This window comes from Lentibacter sp., from assembly GCF_029254145.1.
Classification (GTDB): Bacteria; Pseudomonadota; Alphaproteobacteria; order Rhodobacterales; family Rhodobacteraceae; genus Lentibacter.
The window spans coordinates 1-18,441 of sequence record NZ_JAQWYD010000026.1 but is presented as its reverse complement, the minus strand read 5'-3'; the positions used below and the strand labels follow the sequence as shown (position 1 = coordinate 18,441).

General features: G+C 59.1%; 14 protein-coding genes. 7 read left to right on the top strand and 7 right to left on the bottom strand.

Annotation, left to right across the window (positions count from 1 at the left end):
* Positions 1-120 precede the first annotated feature (120 nt).
* The 3 genes from P8O11_RS03145 to P8O11_RS03135 all read left to right on the top strand — a co-directional run bounded on the left by P8O11_RS03145 (position 121) and on the right by P8O11_RS03135 (position 5,977).
* On the top strand, positions 121-1,095 hold the full coding sequence (locus P8O11_RS03145) for a glutathione S-transferase family protein (protein ID WP_300291554.1): 975 nt from the start codon (positions 121-123) through the stop codon (positions 1,093-1,095).
* A 119-nt stretch (positions 1,096-1,214) separates the two neighbouring features.
* Positions 1,215-4,670 carry a chromosome segregation protein SMC gene (gene smc / locus P8O11_RS03140; protein ID WP_300291552.1) on the top strand — a complete coding sequence of 1,152 codons (3,456 nt, stop codon included), beginning with the start codon at positions 1,215-1,217 and terminating at the stop codon, positions 4,668-4,670.
* A gap of 401 nt (positions 4,671-5,071) precedes the next feature.
* Positions 5,072-5,977: a LysR family transcriptional regulator gene (locus P8O11_RS03135; RefSeq protein ID WP_300291550.1), complete on the top strand. Its 906-nt coding sequence runs from the start codon at positions 5,072-5,074 to the stop codon at positions 5,975-5,977.
* A 189-nt stretch (positions 5,978-6,166) separates the two neighbouring features.
* Here the strand turns inward: P8O11_RS03135 and P8O11_RS03130 are convergent, their stop codons facing one another.
* Positions 6,167-7,042, bottom strand: a complete 876-nt coding sequence (locus P8O11_RS03130; RefSeq protein ID WP_089891938.1) for a 3-hydroxybutyryl-CoA dehydrogenase — start codon at positions 7,040-7,042, stop codon at positions 6,167-6,169.
* Between the two features lie 161 nt (positions 7,043-7,203).
* Here P8O11_RS03130 and P8O11_RS03125 point away from each other — a divergent pair, with 161 nt between their 5' ends.
* Entirely contained in the window at positions 7,204-8,037 is an 834-nt protein-coding gene (locus P8O11_RS03125; protein WP_300291545.1) for a DUF6473 family protein, read from the top strand.
* Here the strand turns inward: P8O11_RS03125 and P8O11_RS03120 are convergent.
* Entirely contained in the window at positions 8,034-8,801 is a 768-nt protein-coding gene (locus P8O11_RS03120) for an alpha/beta fold hydrolase (RefSeq protein ID WP_300291543.1), read from the bottom strand. The two genes, P8O11_RS03125 and P8O11_RS03120, sit on opposite strands and share 4 nt — an antisense overlap.
* A gap of 60 nt (positions 8,802-8,861) precedes the next feature.
* Here P8O11_RS03120 and P8O11_RS03115 point away from each other — a divergent pair, with 60 nt between their 5' ends.
* Positions 8,862-9,236 (top strand): hypothetical protein, encoded by a 375-nt coding sequence (locus P8O11_RS03115; protein ID WP_300291541.1) that lies wholly within the window; start codon positions 8,862-8,864, stop codon positions 9,234-9,236.
* 83 nt (positions 9,237-9,319) lie between these two features.
* Here the strand turns inward: P8O11_RS03115 and P8O11_RS03110 are convergent, their stop codons facing one another.
* From P8O11_RS03110 to P8O11_RS03090, 5 genes are all read right to left on the bottom strand, one after another.
* Positions 9,320-9,997 (bottom strand): SPOR domain-containing protein, encoded by a 678-nt coding sequence (locus tag P8O11_RS03110; protein WP_300291539.1) that lies wholly within the window; start codon positions 9,995-9,997, stop codon positions 9,320-9,322.
* A 765-nt stretch (positions 9,998-10,762) separates the two neighbouring features.
* On the bottom strand, positions 10,763-11,395 hold the full coding sequence (gene upp, locus P8O11_RS03105) for a uracil phosphoribosyltransferase (RefSeq protein ID WP_300291536.1): 633 nt from the start codon (positions 11,393-11,395) through the stop codon (positions 10,763-10,765).
* A gap of 27 nt (positions 11,396-11,422) precedes the next feature.
* Positions 11,423-12,595, bottom strand: coding sequence for a phosphopentomutase (locus tag P8O11_RS03100; protein WP_300291534.1), 1,173 nt, complete (start codon positions 12,593-12,595; stop codon positions 11,423-11,425).
* On the bottom strand, positions 12,592-13,899 hold the full coding sequence (locus P8O11_RS03095; RefSeq protein ID WP_300291532.1) for a thymidine phosphorylase: 1,308 nt from the start codon (positions 13,897-13,899) through the stop codon (positions 12,592-12,594). Before P8O11_RS03095 ends, P8O11_RS03100 begins: the two co-directional genes overlap by 4 nt.
* On the bottom strand, positions 13,896-14,288 hold the full coding sequence (locus P8O11_RS03090) for a cytidine deaminase (protein ID WP_367186828.1): 393 nt from the start codon (positions 14,286-14,288) through the stop codon (positions 13,896-13,898). The genes P8O11_RS03095 and P8O11_RS03090 overlap by 4 nt, the downstream gene beginning before the upstream one ends.
* A 149-nt stretch (positions 14,289-14,437) precedes the next feature.
* On the opposite strand from P8O11_RS03090, the gene P8O11_RS03085 reads away from it, so the two are divergent.
* Together P8O11_RS03085 and prpE are read left to right on the top strand one after the other, a co-directional pair.
* Positions 14,438-16,717: an NADP-dependent malic enzyme gene (locus P8O11_RS03085; protein ID WP_300291529.1), complete on the top strand. Its 2,280-nt coding sequence runs from the start codon at positions 14,438-14,440 to the stop codon at positions 16,715-16,717.
* 195 nt (positions 16,718-16,912) lie between these two features.
* Positions 16,913-18,441 (top strand): propionate-CoA ligase PrpE (prpE, locus tag P8O11_RS03080; RefSeq protein ID WP_300291527.1); only part of this gene is annotated, 1,529 nt, incomplete at its 3' end.

Genomic DNA, 18,441 nt, shown 5'->3' with positions numbered 1-18,441 from the left:
ATGTTGCACCTGTGTAACGCTCGCTCTGTGCATCAGCGCAGGGGCGCTGCGCGGGAGCGAGAGTTTATCGTCAGGATCAGTGCAGGTAGGAAGGGGCAAGACAGAAATAAGGAGGCCCTGATGGGACAGTTGGTAGACGGCACATGGCATGATGTTTGGTATGATACGGCGTCAACGGGCGGTGCGTTTGAACGGACCACGGCCAAGTTTCGCAACGGGATCACGGCTGATGGCGCAGCGGGACCGACGGGTGAGGGCGGCTTTCCTGCGGTGAGCGGGCGGTATCATCTCTATGTGTCCTATGCCTGCCCGTGGGCGCACCGCACGCTGATTTTTCGGGCATTGAAGGGGCTGGAGGCGCATATCAGCATATCCGCAGTGCATCCTGATATGCTCTCGGAGGGCTGGACCTTTGAGACCGATGCGCATGGGGCCACGGGCGATACGCTCTATGGGCTGCCTTTTGCGCGGGACATTTATCTGAAGGCGGATCCGCAGATATCAGGGCGGGTGACTGTGCCGATATTGTGGGACAAAGAGCGCCAGACGATCGTGAGCAACGAAAGCTCAGAGATCATCCGTATGCTGAACTCTGCGTTTGACGGGTTGACTGGGAATAGCGACGACTACTGGCCTGAGCCGCTGCGCAGTGAGATTGAAGAGGTGAATGCGCGGATCTATGACACCCTGAACAACGGCGTCTACAAGGCAGGGTTTGCGACTACACAGGCGGCCTATGATGCGGCGGTTGATCCTCTGTTTGACACGATGGAATGGCTCGAGGCGCGGCTCGCGGAGCGGCGGTATTTGATGGGTGCGCAGATCACCGAGGCGGATTGGCGGCTGTTCACGACGCTCGTGCGGTTTGATCCGGTCTATCATTTACACTTCAAATGCAACCGTGCGCGGCTGATTGATTACCCCAATCTTTGGGCCTACACGCGCGAGCTCTATCAGATTGAGGGTGTCGCTCAGACCGTGAACCTTGAGCACATCGTGCGTCATTATCACTATAGCCATGACACGATTAACCCCAATCGCATCCTTCCGACAAACCCTGTTCTGGACTTTATGGAGCCGCATGGGCGGGGTTAAAACGCGTTATCTTGTGGATAACTGCCTCTGAGGCCCCATATAGAGGGTCCAAACGTTGACAAGCTTGTGCTGACGCCGCCAGACTGGGTCTGTTCAGAATCATAGGTGCAATACCGGCAGTGCGATTTCATAAGCTCAGACTTACGGGGTTCAAAAGCTTCGTCGATCCGACCGACCTGATTATTCAGGATGGTCTGACAGGCGTTGTCGGCCCAAATGGCTGCGGTAAATCCAACCTGCTTGAAGCTCTGCGCTGGGTGATGGGTGAAAACCGCCCCACTGCGATGCGCGGCGGCGGGATGGAAGACGTGATCTTTGCAGGCGCGTCCTCGCGGCCCGCGCGCAACTTTGCCGAAGTCTCGCTTCATATCGATAACCAAGACCGCCTCGCGCCCGCTGGCTTTAATGACATGGACAACCTCGAGGTCGTCCGCCGTATCACACGCGACGTCGGCAGCGCTTATAAAGCCAACGGCAAGGACACCCGCGCGCGCGATGTGCAGATGCTGTTTGCGGATGCCTCGACAGGTGCGCATTCCCCTGCTCTTGTGCGGCAGGGGCAGATAAGCGAGCTGATCAACGCCAAGCCCAAGAGCCGCCGCCGTATTCTCGAAGAGGCAGCAGGGATTTCGGGCCTATATCAGCGCCGCCATGAGGCCGAGCTAAAGCTTAAGGGCGCAGAAACAAACTTGACCCGGGTTGACGATGTCCTCGAACAGTTGGCCGCGCAGCTGGCGCAGCTTGCGCGTCAAGCCCGTCAAGCGGCGCGCTACCGTGAGATCGGGGATGAGCTGCGGCGTGCGGAGGGGTTGCTGCTGTATCGGCGGTGGAAGGAAGCGCAAGTCGCACATCTTGAGGAACAGAATGTTCTGAAGGAGCGTACCGTAGCCGCAGCGCAGGCCGAAGCGGCTGCGCGGGAGGCGACGAAGCTGCGCCAACAGCGCGAAGATGCGTTGCCCGCTCTGCGCGAGGAAGAAGCCATCGCTGCGGCAGTGCTCCAGCGCCTTTCGGTGCAGCGCGACACTTTGGAAGACCAAGAAAAGCGCGCGATTGCGACGATTGAAACGCTGGAAGCGCGGATCAGGCAGCTGGCGGCTGATATGGAGCGTGAGGAAGCGCTCAACCGTGACGCAGGCGAAACCATTGCGCGGCTGGAGTGGGAAACCGAAGAACTGAAAAAGGCGGGCGCGGGCCATGAGGCCAAGCTGGCGCAAGCTGCGGAGGCGTCTCAAGAGGCAGCACAGGTCTTGCAGGCGCGTGAGAATGCACTGTCTGAACTGACCGAAGATGTGGCCCGCTTGGCTGCGAGGCATCAGTCTGCACAGCGCTTGCTAGAAGACAGTCGCAAGACAGAAGCCCGCTCTAGCGAAGAGGCCGAAAAAGCCAAGCGTGCTGCGGGCGAGGCCAAGGCGCTTTTGGAAAAAGCGGCAGTAGATTTTGAAGCGGCAGAGCAGGCTGAGAGCGAAGCGACCAAACGCTCGCAGGATGCTGAGGAGGCGCTTATCGCTGCAGAGGCGACGCGGGCGGCCACGCAATCTCGCGAGGCGGATGCGCGGGCAGAGCTGAGCGAAGCAGACGGCGAAGTGAATGCGCTCTCGGCTGAAGCCAGTGCCTTGGCGCGGCTTGTGGAACGTGACACCGCCGAGGGCGGGCAAATCATTGATCAGCTGCAAGTGACGCCAGGCTATGAGAAGGCACTGGGCGCGGCCCTGGCAGATGATTTGCGCGCGCCTGAAGTGGGCGAAGACGGGCCGTCTGGCTGGGCAAGCCTTCCCGCGTATCGAGATGCGCAAGCGCTGCCAGCAGGTGTTGAGCCGCTTTCGATGCATGTGAATGTGCCTGCGGTTTTGACACGGCGGATGGCCCAGATCGGGCTTGTGGAGGCCGAGGTGGCAACTGCTTTACAGGCCGAGCTGCAGCCTGGGCAGCGGCTTGTGAGCCTTGATGGCGATTTGTGGCGCTGGGACGGGTTTCGCGCCTGGGCCGAGGATGCGCCGAGCGCGGCGGCCCTGCGTCTGGAGCAGATGAACCGTCTTGAAGCGCTCAAGCAGCAGATGGAAGCTGCCACATCAAAAGCGCAGGGCGCGCGGATGGCGCATCAGGTTCTCACAGAGCAGCTCAAACGCGATGGTGAGGCCGACAAGGCCGCCCGGGAGGCACGGCGCGCAGCCGATACAGCCGTTGCAGAAGCGGCGCGGGCTTTGAGCCGCGCGGAAGCGGACCGTACCTTGGCAGAGTCGCGGCTGGACTCTCTTGGCCTTGCAGTGAAGCGCCATGAGGACGAGGCAATGGCAGCGCGGCGCTCTTTGCAGGAGGCCGAGCGCGGTCTCGCGGGTCTTGGCAACCTCGAGACGGCTCGGGCCGAAGTCGAAGACGTGAAGATGACCGTTGAGGCGGCGCGCATGACCATGATGGCGAAGCGCTCGGGGCACGACGAATTGCGCCGCGAGGGCGAGGCACGCACGCGGCGGGGGCAGGAAGTCACGAAGGAGCTTTCGGGCTGGCGCCACCGTCTGGAGACAGCCGAAAAGCGGATTGCCGAACTGGCCGAGCGCAAGACTGCGAGTGAGGCTGAGCTGAAAGATGCCACGGCGGCGCCTGAAGAAATTGCGGCAAAGCGTGAGGAACTTGGTTATTCGATCTCACAAGCGGAGGCGCGCAAGGCCAAGGCCTCTGACGCGCTCTCGACAGCCGAAGGCGCTGAGCGTGATGCGACAATGGCCGAGCGCGAGGCGGAGCGGGCGGCAAGTGAGGCACGCGAGGCGCGGGCACGCTCGGAGGCACGCACCGATGCGGCAGGCGAGACCGTAGCTTACGCGGCGGAGCGGATCGAGGAAGAGCAGGACACAACGCCAGAGGCGCTTTTGGAGAGCCTTGGGGCCGACCCTGAGAAGATGCCTGCTTCTGAGATGATCGAACAGGATGTGAACCGTCTGAAGCGGCAGCGGGATGCGCTTGGCGCAGTCAACCTGCGGGCCGAGGAAGATGCGAAGGAAGTCTCTCAGGAGCATGACGGGCTTTTGCTTGAAAAGACCGATCTGGAAGAGGCGATCCGTGCTTTGCGCACAGGCATTGCCAGCCTGAACCGCGAGGGGCGCGAGCGGCTGCTGACCGCTTTTGAGCAGGTGAACGATAACTTCTCTATGTTGTTCAAACACCTCTTTGGTGGCGGCGATGCCAATCTTGTTTTGGTGGAGAGCGACGACCCGCTCGATGCGGGGCTTGAGATTATGTGTCAGCCGCCTGGCAAGAAGCTTGCGACACTTTCGCTATTGTCGGGTGGGGAACAGACGCTCACTGCGATGGCGCTGATCTTTGCGGTTTTCCTTGCGAACCCTGCGCCGATCTGTGTGCTCGACGAAGTCGACGCGCCTTTGGATGATGCGAACGTCACGCGCTTTTGTGACTTGCTTGACGAGATGTGCCGCCAGACCGACACACGCTTTCTGATCATCACGCATCATGCTGTGACGATGAGCCGGATGGACCGCTTGTATGGCGTCACGATGCAGGAGCGAGGGGTGAGCCAGCTTGTCTCTGTCGACCTGAAGAAGGCCGAGGCGATGGTGGCTTAGTTAAGGCTGCGTCCCGCTGGGTTAATGGCGCTGGTAAACGCTGATTCTAGGGGGGTGAAAAGCGTGCACAACCCGTGCACAACCCGTGCACCGTCTGAAACGGGCTTTTGTTTACACAAAATTAGGTAATGCGGCGTGCGGTGTGCAAGGGGCGGGCTTGACAGCGGACTGACCTAGGAGAGCAGCTGACGCGCAGTGCGGCCTTCTCTGGACTGGATAATAAGGGCAAAAAGCAAAACTGCAGCCGATGCTCGGCCGCTTTGGAAACATCTGTTTCGTTGTTTCGTTGCCATGAACGATCCGTGGGAAAACCCTGATATTATCTCACTAGCGCCAAGAAGTTGCCCGATTGTGAGGCGATACCATGCTTTGAGAAAAGAATAATCAAGGGATTATCGAGCATGGACCGACTGACTGAAATGGAAGCCTTTGCAATGGTCGTAGACCAAGGCGGGTTTACGGACGCAGCCAAGAAAATGGGGATTTCAAAATCCGCTGTTTCAAAGCACGTCTCCAGCCTTGAGGCCCGTCTGGGCGCGCGGCTTTTGAACCGCACGACGCGACGGGTCAGCCCGACCGAGATTGGCCTTGCCTATTATGACCGTGCACGGCGCGTTTTGAATGATGCGGGCGAGGCAGATGCGCTCGTGTCGTCCATGCAATCCGACCCCTCTGGCCTATTGAGAATTTCTGTGGCGACAGATTTTGGTGTGAACCACCTTTCGCCTGTGTTGGGCGAGTTTCTCTCGGATTTCCCAGATATCACCGTGAATATGGTCCTCAACAATCGTTATGTGGAACTGATTTCGGAGGGCTTTGATATGGCCATCCGCATTGGTGATCTGGAAGATAGCTCGTTGCGAGCGCGCAAGCTCACCGAGACGAGTATGCGCATGATTGCCTCCCCAAGCTATTTCCAGCGCCACGGGCGGCCTCAGAAGATTGACGATCTGAATGATCACAAGCTTTTGCATTATTCCAACCATTCGGCAGGCAATGTCTGGAAGATTACCGCGCCATCTGGTGAAAAGCGCCAAGTGCGCACGGCGGGCTGGCTAACTGTGAATGACGGGCAATCGCTGCTCAATGCGGCTGTGTCTGGCCTTGGCATCGCTTATCTGCCGAGCTTTCTCTATGCGGAGGCGCTTGAGAAGGGTCTTGTGGAAGATGCGATCCCTGATTTGCCGATGGAGACCCAAGGTATCTATGCGGTGTATCCGCCCGGGCGCTTTACGCAGCCCAAGGTGCGCGCCTTTATCGACTTTCTGGTTCACTCGTTTGGCGACAAAGGGCCAAGTGACTGGTAAGGCCGGCCCCCTGATTTTCCCCGCGGTTTATCCGCAACTGGCCCCAGTTGATCCGGGGCCTTTTTTGTGGCGGGGCATTTGCTGTATGCGGCCGTCCAATATCAGTGAATGCGATTTGCAGACGTGGCCTAGGTTGTAGAGCGGGCGGCAGCCATGACCGTGGTTTGTTATTTATAACAAGAAGCTGCCTTAGCGCGTCGGAACGGGGACGTCTCCGCGATAGTCATAAAAGCCGCGGCCTGTTTTGCGGCCCAGCCAGCCTGCAGCCACATATTTCGTCAAGAGTGGGCAAGGGCGATACTTGGTATCGGCGAGGCCATCATGCAGAACGTTCATGATTGCGAGGCAGGTATCAAGGCCGATAAAGTCAGCAAGCTCAAGTGGACCCATCGGGTGATTGGCGCCGAGCTTCATGGCGTTGTCGATCGAGGCGACATTGCCGACGCCTTCATAGAGCGTATAGCAGGCCTCGTTGATCATCGGGATCAGGATACGATTGACGATAAAGGCGGGGAAATCCTCGGCGGAAGCGGCTGTCTTGCCGAGCTTTTCGACCACGGCGAGGCAGCTCTGATATGTCTCGTCATCAGTGGCGATGCCGCGGATCAGCTCGACCAGTTGCATGAGCGGCACAGGGTTCATGAAGTGAAAGCCCATGAACTTTTCGGGGCGGTCCGTGCGTGCGGCGAGGCGGGTGATCGAGATCGAGGAGGTGTTTGATGTGATGATCGTGTGCTCGGGCAGGTGGGGTACGATGCCTTCGATGATCTTGTTTTTGATGTCTTCGTTTTCTGTTGCGGATTCGATCACGAGATCGGCTGTGCCGAGCGCGGCCACATCAAGCGCAGGGCTGATGCGGGCGAGGCCAGCTTGCATATCGGCTTCTGTGATAAGATTGCGCGACACTTGGCGCACCATGTTTTTCTCGATCTTGGCGAGTGCGGCTGTGAGCGCGTCTTGGCTGAGATCATTGAGTGTAACGTCATACCCCGCGAGCGCCATAACATGCGCGATACCATTGCCCATCTGGCCTGCACCGATGACGCCGACTGTTTTGATATCCATGCTGCTCTCCTTCGGGGTTAATCACGACAATAAGCCGCGGCTTAAGTAGGCTGCAAGGCGAAAGATCGGCCTTTAATTTCCGACCATTTTATCTGTTAGGGAATTGGAAATGGCTGTGGCGCATCTTCGGTTTTGGGTGAACTAAAATTGTGGTGGGAACTATGTCCTATGACAGAATAGGGGGCGCAGCCCTTGACTATCGACTCTGCGAGTATGACGGATCGCGGCTGGCCTTTCGCGGGCCCAAACGAAGCCTTGATGAGCCTTTTGTGGCCGTGCTGGGAGGCACAGAAACCTTCGGGAAATTTGTGCCGCGTCCCTATGTGGACCGACTGGAAGACAAGCTGGAAATGCCGTGCCTTAACCTTGGGGTCATGAGCGCCGGACTTGATGCTTTTGCGAGTGATCTCGGTGTTTTGAGTATAGCAGCGCGAGCGGAGGCTGTCATTGTGCAGGCGATGGGTGTGCACAATCTTTCGAACCGCTTTTATACGGTGCATCCGCGCCGGAACGACCGCTTTTTGCGGGCCTCAGACCAGATGAGAAAGTTGTTTCGGGGTGTGGATTTTACCGAGTTGCACTTTACCAACCATCTGTTGCGCCATTTGGCGCGCTATCAGCCGGACGGGTTTATTCTGTTGATGCAGGAATTGCAGCAGGCTTGGGTGGCGCGGATGCGGCTTTTGGCGGATCGGGTGGCGAAGCCGATGGTTCTGTTGTGGTTTGCGGATCATGGCCCTGATGAGAAGCGTGGCTTTGCCCATGCGGCGAGTGCGCCTTTTGGCGTGACCCAAGATATGATGGATGCGCTGGAAGGCGATGTGGCACGCACGGTGATCTGTCGTGCAAGTCCGGCGGCTTTGGCGCGTGGCTATGAGGGTATGGTTTTTGCCGATCAGGAAGCTTTGGCTGCGATGCAGCTTTTGGGGCCTGCGGTGCATCAGGAGGCGGCAGATGCGCTTGAGCCTGTGCTGCGGCGCTTGCTTAAACGCTAATTCAAGTCAGCGTTGAGCCATGTGCGCACTGCGGCCTCAAAGGCGCGAGGGCGTTCGGCGTGAAGCCAGTGCCCTGCTTCAGGGATTTTGGCAAAGCGCGCCTCTGGGAAGAGCGCTTTGATCTGGGGCCGGTGATCGCGCGTCACGTAGTGTGACGTTGCGCCTGTGAGAAAGAGGGCGGGGCCCGTGAAGCATGCGTCTATTGTCGGAAAGCTCAGGATCTGGGGCATATTCGCTTCAAGAGCGGCCAGATTGAGCCGCCATTGGCGTGCTTTCAGATCCAGAGACTGGGTGAAGAACGAGGCGAGTGTCGGGTCTTCGACCAGCGGCAGGAGCGCGGCTTGGGCTTCGGCGCGTCCCTCGATCCGGGAGAGGTCGAGCGCGCGCATGGCGTTGATATATTGCTGTTGGGAGTGGCCGTAGCTCACAGGGGCGATATCGGCGACAGTGAGGCGCTTGACCATCTCGGCGTGCTCAAGGGCAAGTACCATAGCGGCTTTGCCACCCATGGAATGGCCCAAGACGTCGGCTTGGCCTCCGTGTGCGGCGATCACTTCGGCGAGGTCGTCGGCCAAGGCGGTGTAACTGTGATCATCCGAGTGTAGCGAGCTGCCGTGGTTGCGCATGTCGACGGCGATCACCTGGCGCTCATCGGAGAGGCGCTTGGCGATAACGCCCCAGTTGCGGCCTGAGCCGAAGAGGCCATGCGCGATGAGCAACGGGGGCTTGGCGTTGGCGATGCCATGGGTGATAGTGTGTAACATATGCGAGTGATACGCCATTTTCCGCGGGAAGGAAAAGGCGCAAGTTAGGCAGGATGTAATGTGATTGAGGCGAGCCGTTTGAGCGAAATGGAGCGTGAGCTGCGGGGGCTGATGGCCGCGCATCTGGGCGTGAACAAGCCAAGCCTGGCCGCAGGGTTGCGCAGCATTGGCAGGGGGCTACCCCTGCGCCAAAGGCAGAACGGCGCGCGGCTCACGGAGGCACTCGAGAAAGTCTCACATCCGCAGCTTTGTGTGCAGCTTGACGAGGCCGCTATCGTCAAGGCGCATGGGCGCTTGAAAGCCTATTTGGAAAAGATTGACCGCAACGAAGTAAAGCGCCGACAGTGGATACGAGCTGGCTCGGCACTGGCATTTAATCTGTTGATTGTGCTGACGGTTCTGATTGTTGTGCTGCGGCTGCGCGGCTTTATCTAGGCGTATGTATTGTGCTCTGAGTGCCAAAGAAAAAGCCCGCGACCTTTGAGGCGCGGGCTTCATCGATCTGATGGAAGCGAGGCTTAGCGCGCGTAGGCGTCAGAAAATCCTGCACGTCTTGCTGTGGCGACAGCCGCGTTGATCTGGCCCGCGCCGAAGGGCCCCGCCATAACCAAACGATAGGACTTGCCACCTTTTATCAGTGTGCCAAAGCGTGCTGGCAGGCCTGCGGCGGAGATGCGTTGTGCCGCGCGCTGGGCATTGGCTTCGCTTGCGAACATGCCAACTTGAACGTAGCGCCCGTCTGTTCCGCTTTTGGCCGTGCCCCCTTGTTTGCGGGGGGTGGCTGCTGTGGCAGACTTGCTGCGTGAGGACGTTGTCAGACCCATCGCGGCGTTTTGATCGTTCATGCTTGTGTAAGGGTAGCGCAGCTCCGGGAAGAGATTGTTGACGACCCGACCTGTGCCCTTGACGTAGAGCTTGCGTGGGATTGTGCGTGTCCAGATGAGGTCGGACTGGCGGATGCCCTCCACTGTCATTTGAGCGCGCTTCGGATTGAGGCGGTCGTCATCCCATGCCTTGCGATAGCCCTTCGGCACTTTGTTGGTGACCGCCGAGCGCTGTTGTTCGTTGTAGACATGGCGCGGGACAACACGGGTGTTGCCAGCGGCATTGATCTGGCCTGTTTGGCTGTTGCGCGTGATGATGCGTTGGCCTGTTGGTGTGCCTGAGATTTTTGGTGCAGCGGTCGGCTGTTGCACGACGCGCTGCTGGACTGTTTTTTTTCTGGCCGTTGCGCATGACTGTGACGGGTTGGCGCTGAACCTGGACCGCGCCAGTCACAGGCTGAGTTTGTGAGCCGCAGCGCACACCTGGCCCAGAGCCCGCGTATTGGGCGCTGATCCCAGTGAAATTGGCGCAGGTTGTGGCACGTGTGACGCGCTGCACCTGACGGGGCGCAGGCTTTGGCGCAGGGGCTGGCGCAATTGTACGCTGTACAGGCTGAACGCGCTGTGGCGCTGGCTGAACGCGCGCTTGCTGCACGCGCTGAGGCGCAGGGGCGACGCGCGGTGCTGGCTTGGCGGCTGCAACACGCGGCGCTGGTGCTGGCGCAGGAGCTGCGGCGGCGGGCGCTTCGTTGTTGGTGATCTGCACTGGAGCATTTGCGCTCTGGGCTTGGGCCAGGTTGGCTTCAGCGCCCGAGAAGGTCGGCTTGAGCCCACAGAGGAGCTTGCGCGAGCGCGTAACCCGCGGAATCCAGTTGACGCGGCCATCAATCCCGGCGCGCACAAAAGCACAGCCGTTGTTATCGACGAATTGTTTGCCTTTGTAAGAACCGGGTGGGAAATTCACTGGTCCGTCAACATCACGCAGGGCCTGTGCCTGCGCTGTTGAGAGCGTCAGTGTTAGGAAAAATGCGCAAAGCGCGCCGACTCGTTTACAACTCATATCTTGCCCCCACAAGTGTGCAAGGAACATGCCCGATCACCAAAGACGAGTCTAGCCGAGAATAGTGCAAATATGCGCTATTTTGTGCCGAACATGCGGTCACCCGCATCCCCTAGGCCCGGAACGATGTAGCCTTGTTCGTTGAGACATTCATCCAGCGAGGCTGTGATGATGCGCACATCAGGGTGGGCTTCCTGCATCCGCGCAACGCCTTCAGGGGCAGCAAGAAGGCAAAGGAAGGTGATGCGGCGCGCACCGGCTGCTTTGAGGAGATCAATGGCCGCGACAGAAGAATTGCCCGTGGCGAGCATGGGGTCAATCGCAAGGACATCGCGCTCGCTGATGTCTTCTGGGACTTTGAAGTAATACTGAACGGGCTTGAGCGTTTCTTCGTCGCGGTAGAGGCCGACAAAGCCGACACGCGCGGACGGGATCAGGTGCAACAGGCTATCAAGCATGCCGTTGCCTGCCCGCAAAATCGAGACAAGCGCGAGCTTTTTGCCTGACAGGTAGGGCGATTGCATCGACTGGAGCGGAGTTTCGACCTCGCGCATTTCCAGCGGCAGATCGCGGGTGGCTTCATAAGCGAGGAGCTGGGCGATTTCGCCAAGGAGCTGTCGGAAGTGCGCGGAGGGTGTGGTCTTGTCGCGCATGAAGCTGAGTTTGTGCTGCACCAGAGGGTGATCAACGACTGTTAGATTTTGGCTCATATTCTTGTCTCGCTTTCGTCTGGCGCTTTAGAGGAAGCTTACCCCTGATCCGCGTTCTTTCAGGCCAAGATGAGCCGCTATGGAGGCGGCGACATCTATCATTTGGATGTGTCCTATCTCACCTTGGCCCGCGCCCGCAACCAGAACGGGGACACGCTCTCTGGTATGGTCGCAGCCCTGCCAAGTCGGATCATTGCCGTGATCAGCTGTGAGGATGAGCAGATCGTCTTGGCGCAGCGCAGCCAGAATATGGCGGAGCTCTCTGTCAAACCATGTGAGGTGGGCGGCGTAACCTTCCGCATCGCGCCGATGGCCGAATTCGGTATCAAACTCCACGAAATTGGCAAACGTCAGGGAGCCTTCAGGGGCTGTATTGATGCGGTCATGGAGGTCTTGCATCAGCTCTGCGTCGCGGCCCTTTGTGGCGGTGTCGATGCCGCGGTGAGAGAAGATATCGCTGATTTTGCCGATGGCGTGGGTGTGGTGCCCCTCTGCTTGTGCCCAGTCCAGCAGCGTGGGCGCGGGCGTGGCGATGGCGTAGTCATGGCGGTTTTTGGTGCGTTGAAAGCTGCCGTTGGCGCCTATGAAGGGGCGGGCGATAACGCGGCCAACCTTGAGCGCATGGAGATGTGGCGCGAGCTCTTCACAGAGCTTGAGAAGGCGCGGCAGGCCGAAGTGCTCTTCATGGGCGGCGATCTGAAAGACCGAATCTGCGGAGGTGTAACAGATCGGCCAGCCTGTCTTGATGTGCTCTTGGGCGAGGTCATCAATGATCTCTGTGCCCGAGGCGTGGCTGTTGCCGAGGGTTCCTTCTGTGCCTGCAAGCTGCGCGACCAGTGCGAGCAGATCGGGGGGGAAGGCGGGGGCTGTGTCAGGGAAATAGTGCCACGCCCAAGGGACGGGCACGCCCGCAAGCTCCCAATGGCCCGACGGGGTGTCCTTGCCGAGGCTTGCTTCTGTGGCAGCGGCAAAACGGCCACCAAGCTCTGCTGTGTTTGGTAGGGCGAGGCCAGAAGCGAGCGTGATAGCTTGTTTGAGGCCGAGGCTTTCCATGTGGGGCAGAGCAGGCGCGCAGGCTTGATAAATATGACCCAGCGTGTTTGCCCCTGTGTCGGGTAAGGCGCCGTTGAAGAACTGGTCGGCATCTGGTGCGCCGCCGATACCAGCGCTGTCGAGCACGACAAGGAAGGCGCGGCTCATGCTGTGACCCTCTCAAGCAAGAGAGGCTGTGCAGTTGGGGCTGCGCCGAGAGTTGTGGCTTGAAGGACGTCAACTGCTGCGCGGCGGGCGGCGTCTTCGCGGCTGGCATGGACGCGGGCGATGGGCTGGCCCTTTTCGACGCGTGTCCCAAGCGGAAGCATGTCAGAGAGGCCGACAGCGTAGTCGATGCTGTCACTTTCAACCTGCCGCCCACCGCCGAGGCTGACCACAGCAAGGCCGAGCGCTTCGCCATCATAGGCAGCGATATAGCCCGCTTCGGGGGCTGTGACTTCGTGGATGATATTGGCTTCAGGCAGGTAGCGCGCCCAGTTGTCGGCAAACCCGCGGGGCCCGCCTTGGGCCGCGCACATGCGTGCGAAGGCTTCGGCGGCGCGGCCTGAAGCGATGGCTTGCGTGATCTTGGCTGCGCCCTCTTCAGGTGAGCTTGCGAGGGCTGCATCAGCGAGGAGCTGGCCGCCAAGCGCGGCGGTGATATCGGCGAGGCGGGACGGGACGGGAGAGGTGAGCGCACGCATGACCTCGCAGATTTCGAGCGCATTTCCAAGTGACGCGACGAGGGGCTGGCTCATCTCTGTGATGAGCGCGGATGTCTTGCAGCCTGCGGCATTGGCGATGCTGACGAGCGATTGCGCGAGTGCGCGGGCCTCGTCAGGTGTTTTCATAAACGCGCCAGAGCCGCATTTGACATCGAGCACCAGCGCTTCAAGCCCTGCGGCGAGCTTTTTGGAAAGGATCGATGCGGTGATGAGGTCAAGGCTTTCGACCGTGCTTGTGACATCGCGGATGGCATAGAGGCGCTTGTCAGCGGGGGCGAGATTGGGGGATGCGGAGACGATGGCGAGGCCATTTTCACGCACGACGCGCTGGAACTCGCCCATGCTGAGCGCGGTCTTGAAGCCGGGGATGGCGTCGAGCTTGTCGAGCGTGCCGCCCGTGTGGCCAAGACCGCGACCAGAGATCATGGGCACGAACGCTCCGCATGCGGCAAGCGCGGGGGCAAGCAGAAGCGAGACGCAGTCCCCGATCCCGCCTGTGGAGTGCTTGTCAACGACGGGCGCGGTGAGGTCCCATTCTGTGACATCACCGCTGTCGCGCATGGCGAGAGTGAGGGCGACGGAGTCTTTCTGGGAGAGCTTGGAGAGCACCACGCCCATGGCAAAGGCCCCTGCTTGGGCATCAGATACGGAGCCATCGGCCAAGCCTTGTGCAAAGCTGCCCAGTGCTGCGGAGCCGATGGGCTGACCACGGCGCAGAGCGGCGAGCAGGGCGCGGGTGTTGGTCATGCGTTGTCCATGTGGGCGCTGGCAAAGGCACCGGGAAGCAATTCGGCGAGGGTGGTGCTGATTTCTGTACCTGCCGTTGTGGCGAGGGTTACACGGGTGTCGGCTTGGCCGAACTCCATAAGCTTTTGGCGGCAGCCGCCACAGGGAGGCACGGGCGCGGGGCTATCGGCGATTACGTAGACCTCGGTGAGCTCTGTTTGCCCAGCGGCGACCATGGCCGCGATTGCGCCTGCCTCGGCACATGTGCCTTCGGGGTAGGCGACATTTTCGACGTTGCAGCCAGAAAACACCTCACCCGAGGCAGCGCGAATGGCGGCGCCGACCTTAAAGTTGGAATAGGGGGCGTAGGCATTGGCGCGGACAGTGCGCGCGGCGTCAGAGAGGGACATGCTGTGTCTTTCTGTTTGTTTTGGGGTATCTTGGAAGGGACAGACTGGCGAGTGCAAGGGGAGATTCGTCAGAATGAGAAATTTGGCTTCACATTAATTGGTTTAATGTTAAACTACTTTTGAAAAGGCTCAGCGCCGAGGGAGAGACCATGTCGATTGATAAGACCGAAACGGCGCGAGAAGCGGCGCTGAACTATCATGAATTTCCACGCCCCGGGAAGCTTGAGATCCGCCCGACGAAGCCGATGGCAAACGGACGCGACCTTGCCCGTGCTTACTCTCCTGGTGTCGCAGAGGCCTGTATCGAAATTGCTAAAAACCCTGCAGATGCAAGCCGTTACACGGCCCGCGGAAACCTTGTGGCTGTGGTGACAAACGGCACGGCTGTGCTGGGCCTTGGCAATATCGGCGCGCTGGCCTCCAAGCCTGTGATGGAGGGCAAGGCTGTCTTGTTCAAGAAATTTGCAGGGATTGATTGCTTTGATATCGAAGTGAACGAGAGCGACCCTGTGAAGCTGGCCGAGATTGTTTGTGCGCTGGAGCCAACCTTTGGAGCGATCAACCTTGAGGACATCAAAGCGCCTGACTGCTTTATTGTGGAGAAAATCTGCCGCGAGCGCATGGGCATCCCTGTCTTTCATGACGACCAGCACGGCACAGCGATTGTTGTGGGCGCGGCGGCGACGAATGCTTTGCATGTTGTGGGTAAGACATTTGAAGACATCAAGATTGTCAGCACGGGCGGCGGCGCGGCAGGGATCGCCTGCCTGAACCTTTTGCTGAAGCTCGGTGTGAAGCGTGAAAATGTCTGGCTTTGTGACATTCACGGCCTCGTTTATGAGGGCCGCGAAGAGGACATGAACCCCCAGAAGGCGGCATTTGCACAAAAGACGGACAAGCGCACACTGGATGATGTGGTTGATGGTGCGGATATGTTTTTGGGCCTGTCTGGGCCCGGTGTGCTCAAGCCCGAGCATGTGAAGAAGATGAGCAAGCGGCCCGTGATCTTTGCGCTGGCGAACCCCACCCCCGAGATTATGCCTGATGAGGTGCGTGCTGTGGCGCCTGATGCGGTGATTGCGACGGGGCGGTCTGACTATCCGAACCAAGTCAACAATGTGCTGTGTTTTCCGTTTATCTTCCGTGGTGCGCTTGATGTGGGCGCAACCGAGATCAATGATGCGATGCAGATCGGCTGTGTGGACGGGATCGCGGCTCTGGCGCGCGCGACCACAAGTGCGGAAGCGGCGGCGGCCTATAAGGGCGAAGCGCTGACCTTTGGCGCAGACTATCTTATTCCCAAGCCGTTTGACCCGCGTCTTTCGGCTGTCGTCAGCTCGGCTGTGGCCAAAGCGGCTATGGAAACGGGCGTTGCAACCAAACCGTTGGAGGATCTGGAGGCTTATAAGGAGCGGCTCAATGCGTCGGTCTTTAAGTCGGCGCTTTTGATGCGGCCTGTGTTTGATGCGGCGAGCCATGCCTCGCGGCGGATCATTTTTGCCGAGGGTGAGGATGAGCGCGTGCTGCGTGCGGCGCAGGCAATTTTGGAAGAGACAACGGAGCGCCCCATTTTGATTGGTCGGCCAGAGGTGATCGAGGCGCGCTGTGAGCGTTTCGGGATTACGGCGCGGGCTGGCAAGGATTTTGAACTGGTCAATCCAGAGAATGACCCACGCTATCGCGACTTCTGGGGCAGCTATCACGAGATCATGGCGCGTAAGGGCGTCACGCCTGATTTGGCCCGTGCGATCATGCGCACGAATACGACAGCGATTGGTGCGATTGCTGTCCATCGTGGCGAGGCAGACAGCCTCATTTGCGGAACATTCGGCGAGTTTCGCTGGCATTTGAACTATGTGCAGCAGGTACTTGGCAGTCGCGAGCTCCGGCCCCACGGGGCCTTGTCGATGATGATCCTTGAGGATGGGCCGCTGTTTATTGCGGATACGCATGTGCACACGCTGCCTACGCCTGAGCAGATCGCCGAGGCGGCGATAGGTGCTGCGCGCCATGCCAAGCGTTTTGGCGTTGAGCCGAAAGTGGCGCTTTGCAGCCAGAGCCAGTTTGGCAATCAGCCGTTTGGCTCGGGGGAACGCATTCGTGCGGCGATTGAGATTTTGGACGCAGCGCCACGGGACTTTCAATACGAGGGCGAGATGAATGTTGACGCGGCGCTTGACCCTGAGCTGCGTGAGCGCTTGCTTCCAGCTGGCAGGCTTGAGGGCGTGGCGAATGTGTTGATTTTTGGTCATGCGGACGCGGCCTCGGCGGCGCGCAATATCCTGAAAATGAAGGCGGGCGGGCTCGAAGTTGGCCCGATCCTTATGGGTATGGGAAACCGTGCGCATGTTGTCAGCCCCGGGATCACGGCGCGGGGCCTGCTCAATATGGCGGCGATTGCGGGCACGCCTGTGAAAAGCTACGGCTGAGTTTTCAGGTAGGACTTCGCAAATTTGCAAATGATGTGATATTGCCTGCGAAGCTTAGGCTTTGCAGGCATATTTGCAAAAATTTGCAGGCTGAATTGCAAAATATTTGCGCCAAACTGCCGCGCATTGTGACTCCTTGCTTGCCTAAGGGTCGGGCTGGCCTTTACCTCTCTTTCCAAAGTGGAGGAGAACACTATGGGCAATACCGCGGGCTATAAAGCGCTCTATGATGGCTGGAAGGCCGACCCCGAAGCCTTTTGGATGAAGGCGGCTGAAGCGATTGACTGGGACGATAAACCCTCAAAGGCGCTCTTTGACAAGGGCGACAATCTGTATGAGTGGTTTGCCGACGCCAAGTGCAACACATGCTATAATGCCGTTGACCGCCATGTAGAGGCAGGGCGCGGCGAGCAGACGGCTATTATCTATGACAGCCCCATCACTCACACCAAACGCGAGATTTCGTATGTCGAGCTGCGCAACCGCGTCGCAACACTTGCAGGTGCGCTGCGCGCCAAGGGGATCGAAAAGGGCGACCGTGTGATCATCTATATGCCGATGGTGCCTGAAGCGCTGGAGGCCATGCTGGCCTGTGCGCGGCTTGGTGCTGTGCATTCTGTTGTTTTTGGCGGCTTTGCAGCGAGCGAGCTTGCTGTGCGGATTGATGATGCCAAGCCCAAGGCCATTATTGCGGCCTCTTGTGGCCTCGAGCCGGGGCGCGTTGTGCATTATAAGCCGCTTCTTGACGGGGCCATTGATATTGCCACCCATAAGCCTGAGTTCACCGTTATTTTCCAGCGCGAACAAGAAGTTGCTGAGCTCAAGGAAGGCCGTGACTTTAACTGGCACGGATTTCAATATGGCGTTGAGCCCGCCGAGTGTGTGCCTGTAGAGGGCAACCACCCTGCCTACATTCTTTACACCTCTGGCACGACTGGTGCGCCCAAAGGCGTGATCCGTCATACCGCTGGTCACATGGTTGCGCTCAATTGGAGCATGAAGAATATATACAATGTCGATCCTGGCGATGTCTTCTGGGCGGCGTCGGATGTGGGCTGGGTTGTCGGCCATAGCTATATTGCCTACGGGCCGCTCATTCATGGCAACACGACGATTGTCTTTGAGGGCAAGCCCGTGGGCACGCCTGATGCGGGGACATTCTGGCGGGTTATTTCAGAGCATAAGGTGAAGAGCTTTTTCACAGCGCCGACGGCCTTCCGCGCTGTGAAACGCGTCGATCCGAAGGGCGAGTTTGTCGGGAAATACGACCTCAGCTGCCTCAAGACTGTTTATCTGGCGGGTGAGCGGGCCGACCCCGATACGATTGTCTGGGCGCAAGATCAGCTCAAGGTTCCTGTGATTGACCATTGGTGGCAGACCGAGACGGGCTGGGCCATTGCGGCGAACCCTGTGGGTGTCGAAATGTTGCCTGTGAAGCTTGGCTCTCCTTCTGTGCCGATGCCAGGGTATGATGTGCATATTCTGGACGAGGCGGGGCATGAGCTGCCTGCGGGCGAGCTAGGCGCGATTGCGGTCAAGCTGCCGCTGCCGCCCGGAACGCTTCCCAACCTGTGGAACGCGGAAGCGCGCTTTCAGAAGAGTTACCTCAACACCTTCCCTGGTTACTACGAGACGGGTGATGCGGGGATGATTGATGAGGATGGCTACCTCTATATTATGGCGCGCACCGATGATGTGATCAACGTGGCGGGCCACCGTCTGAG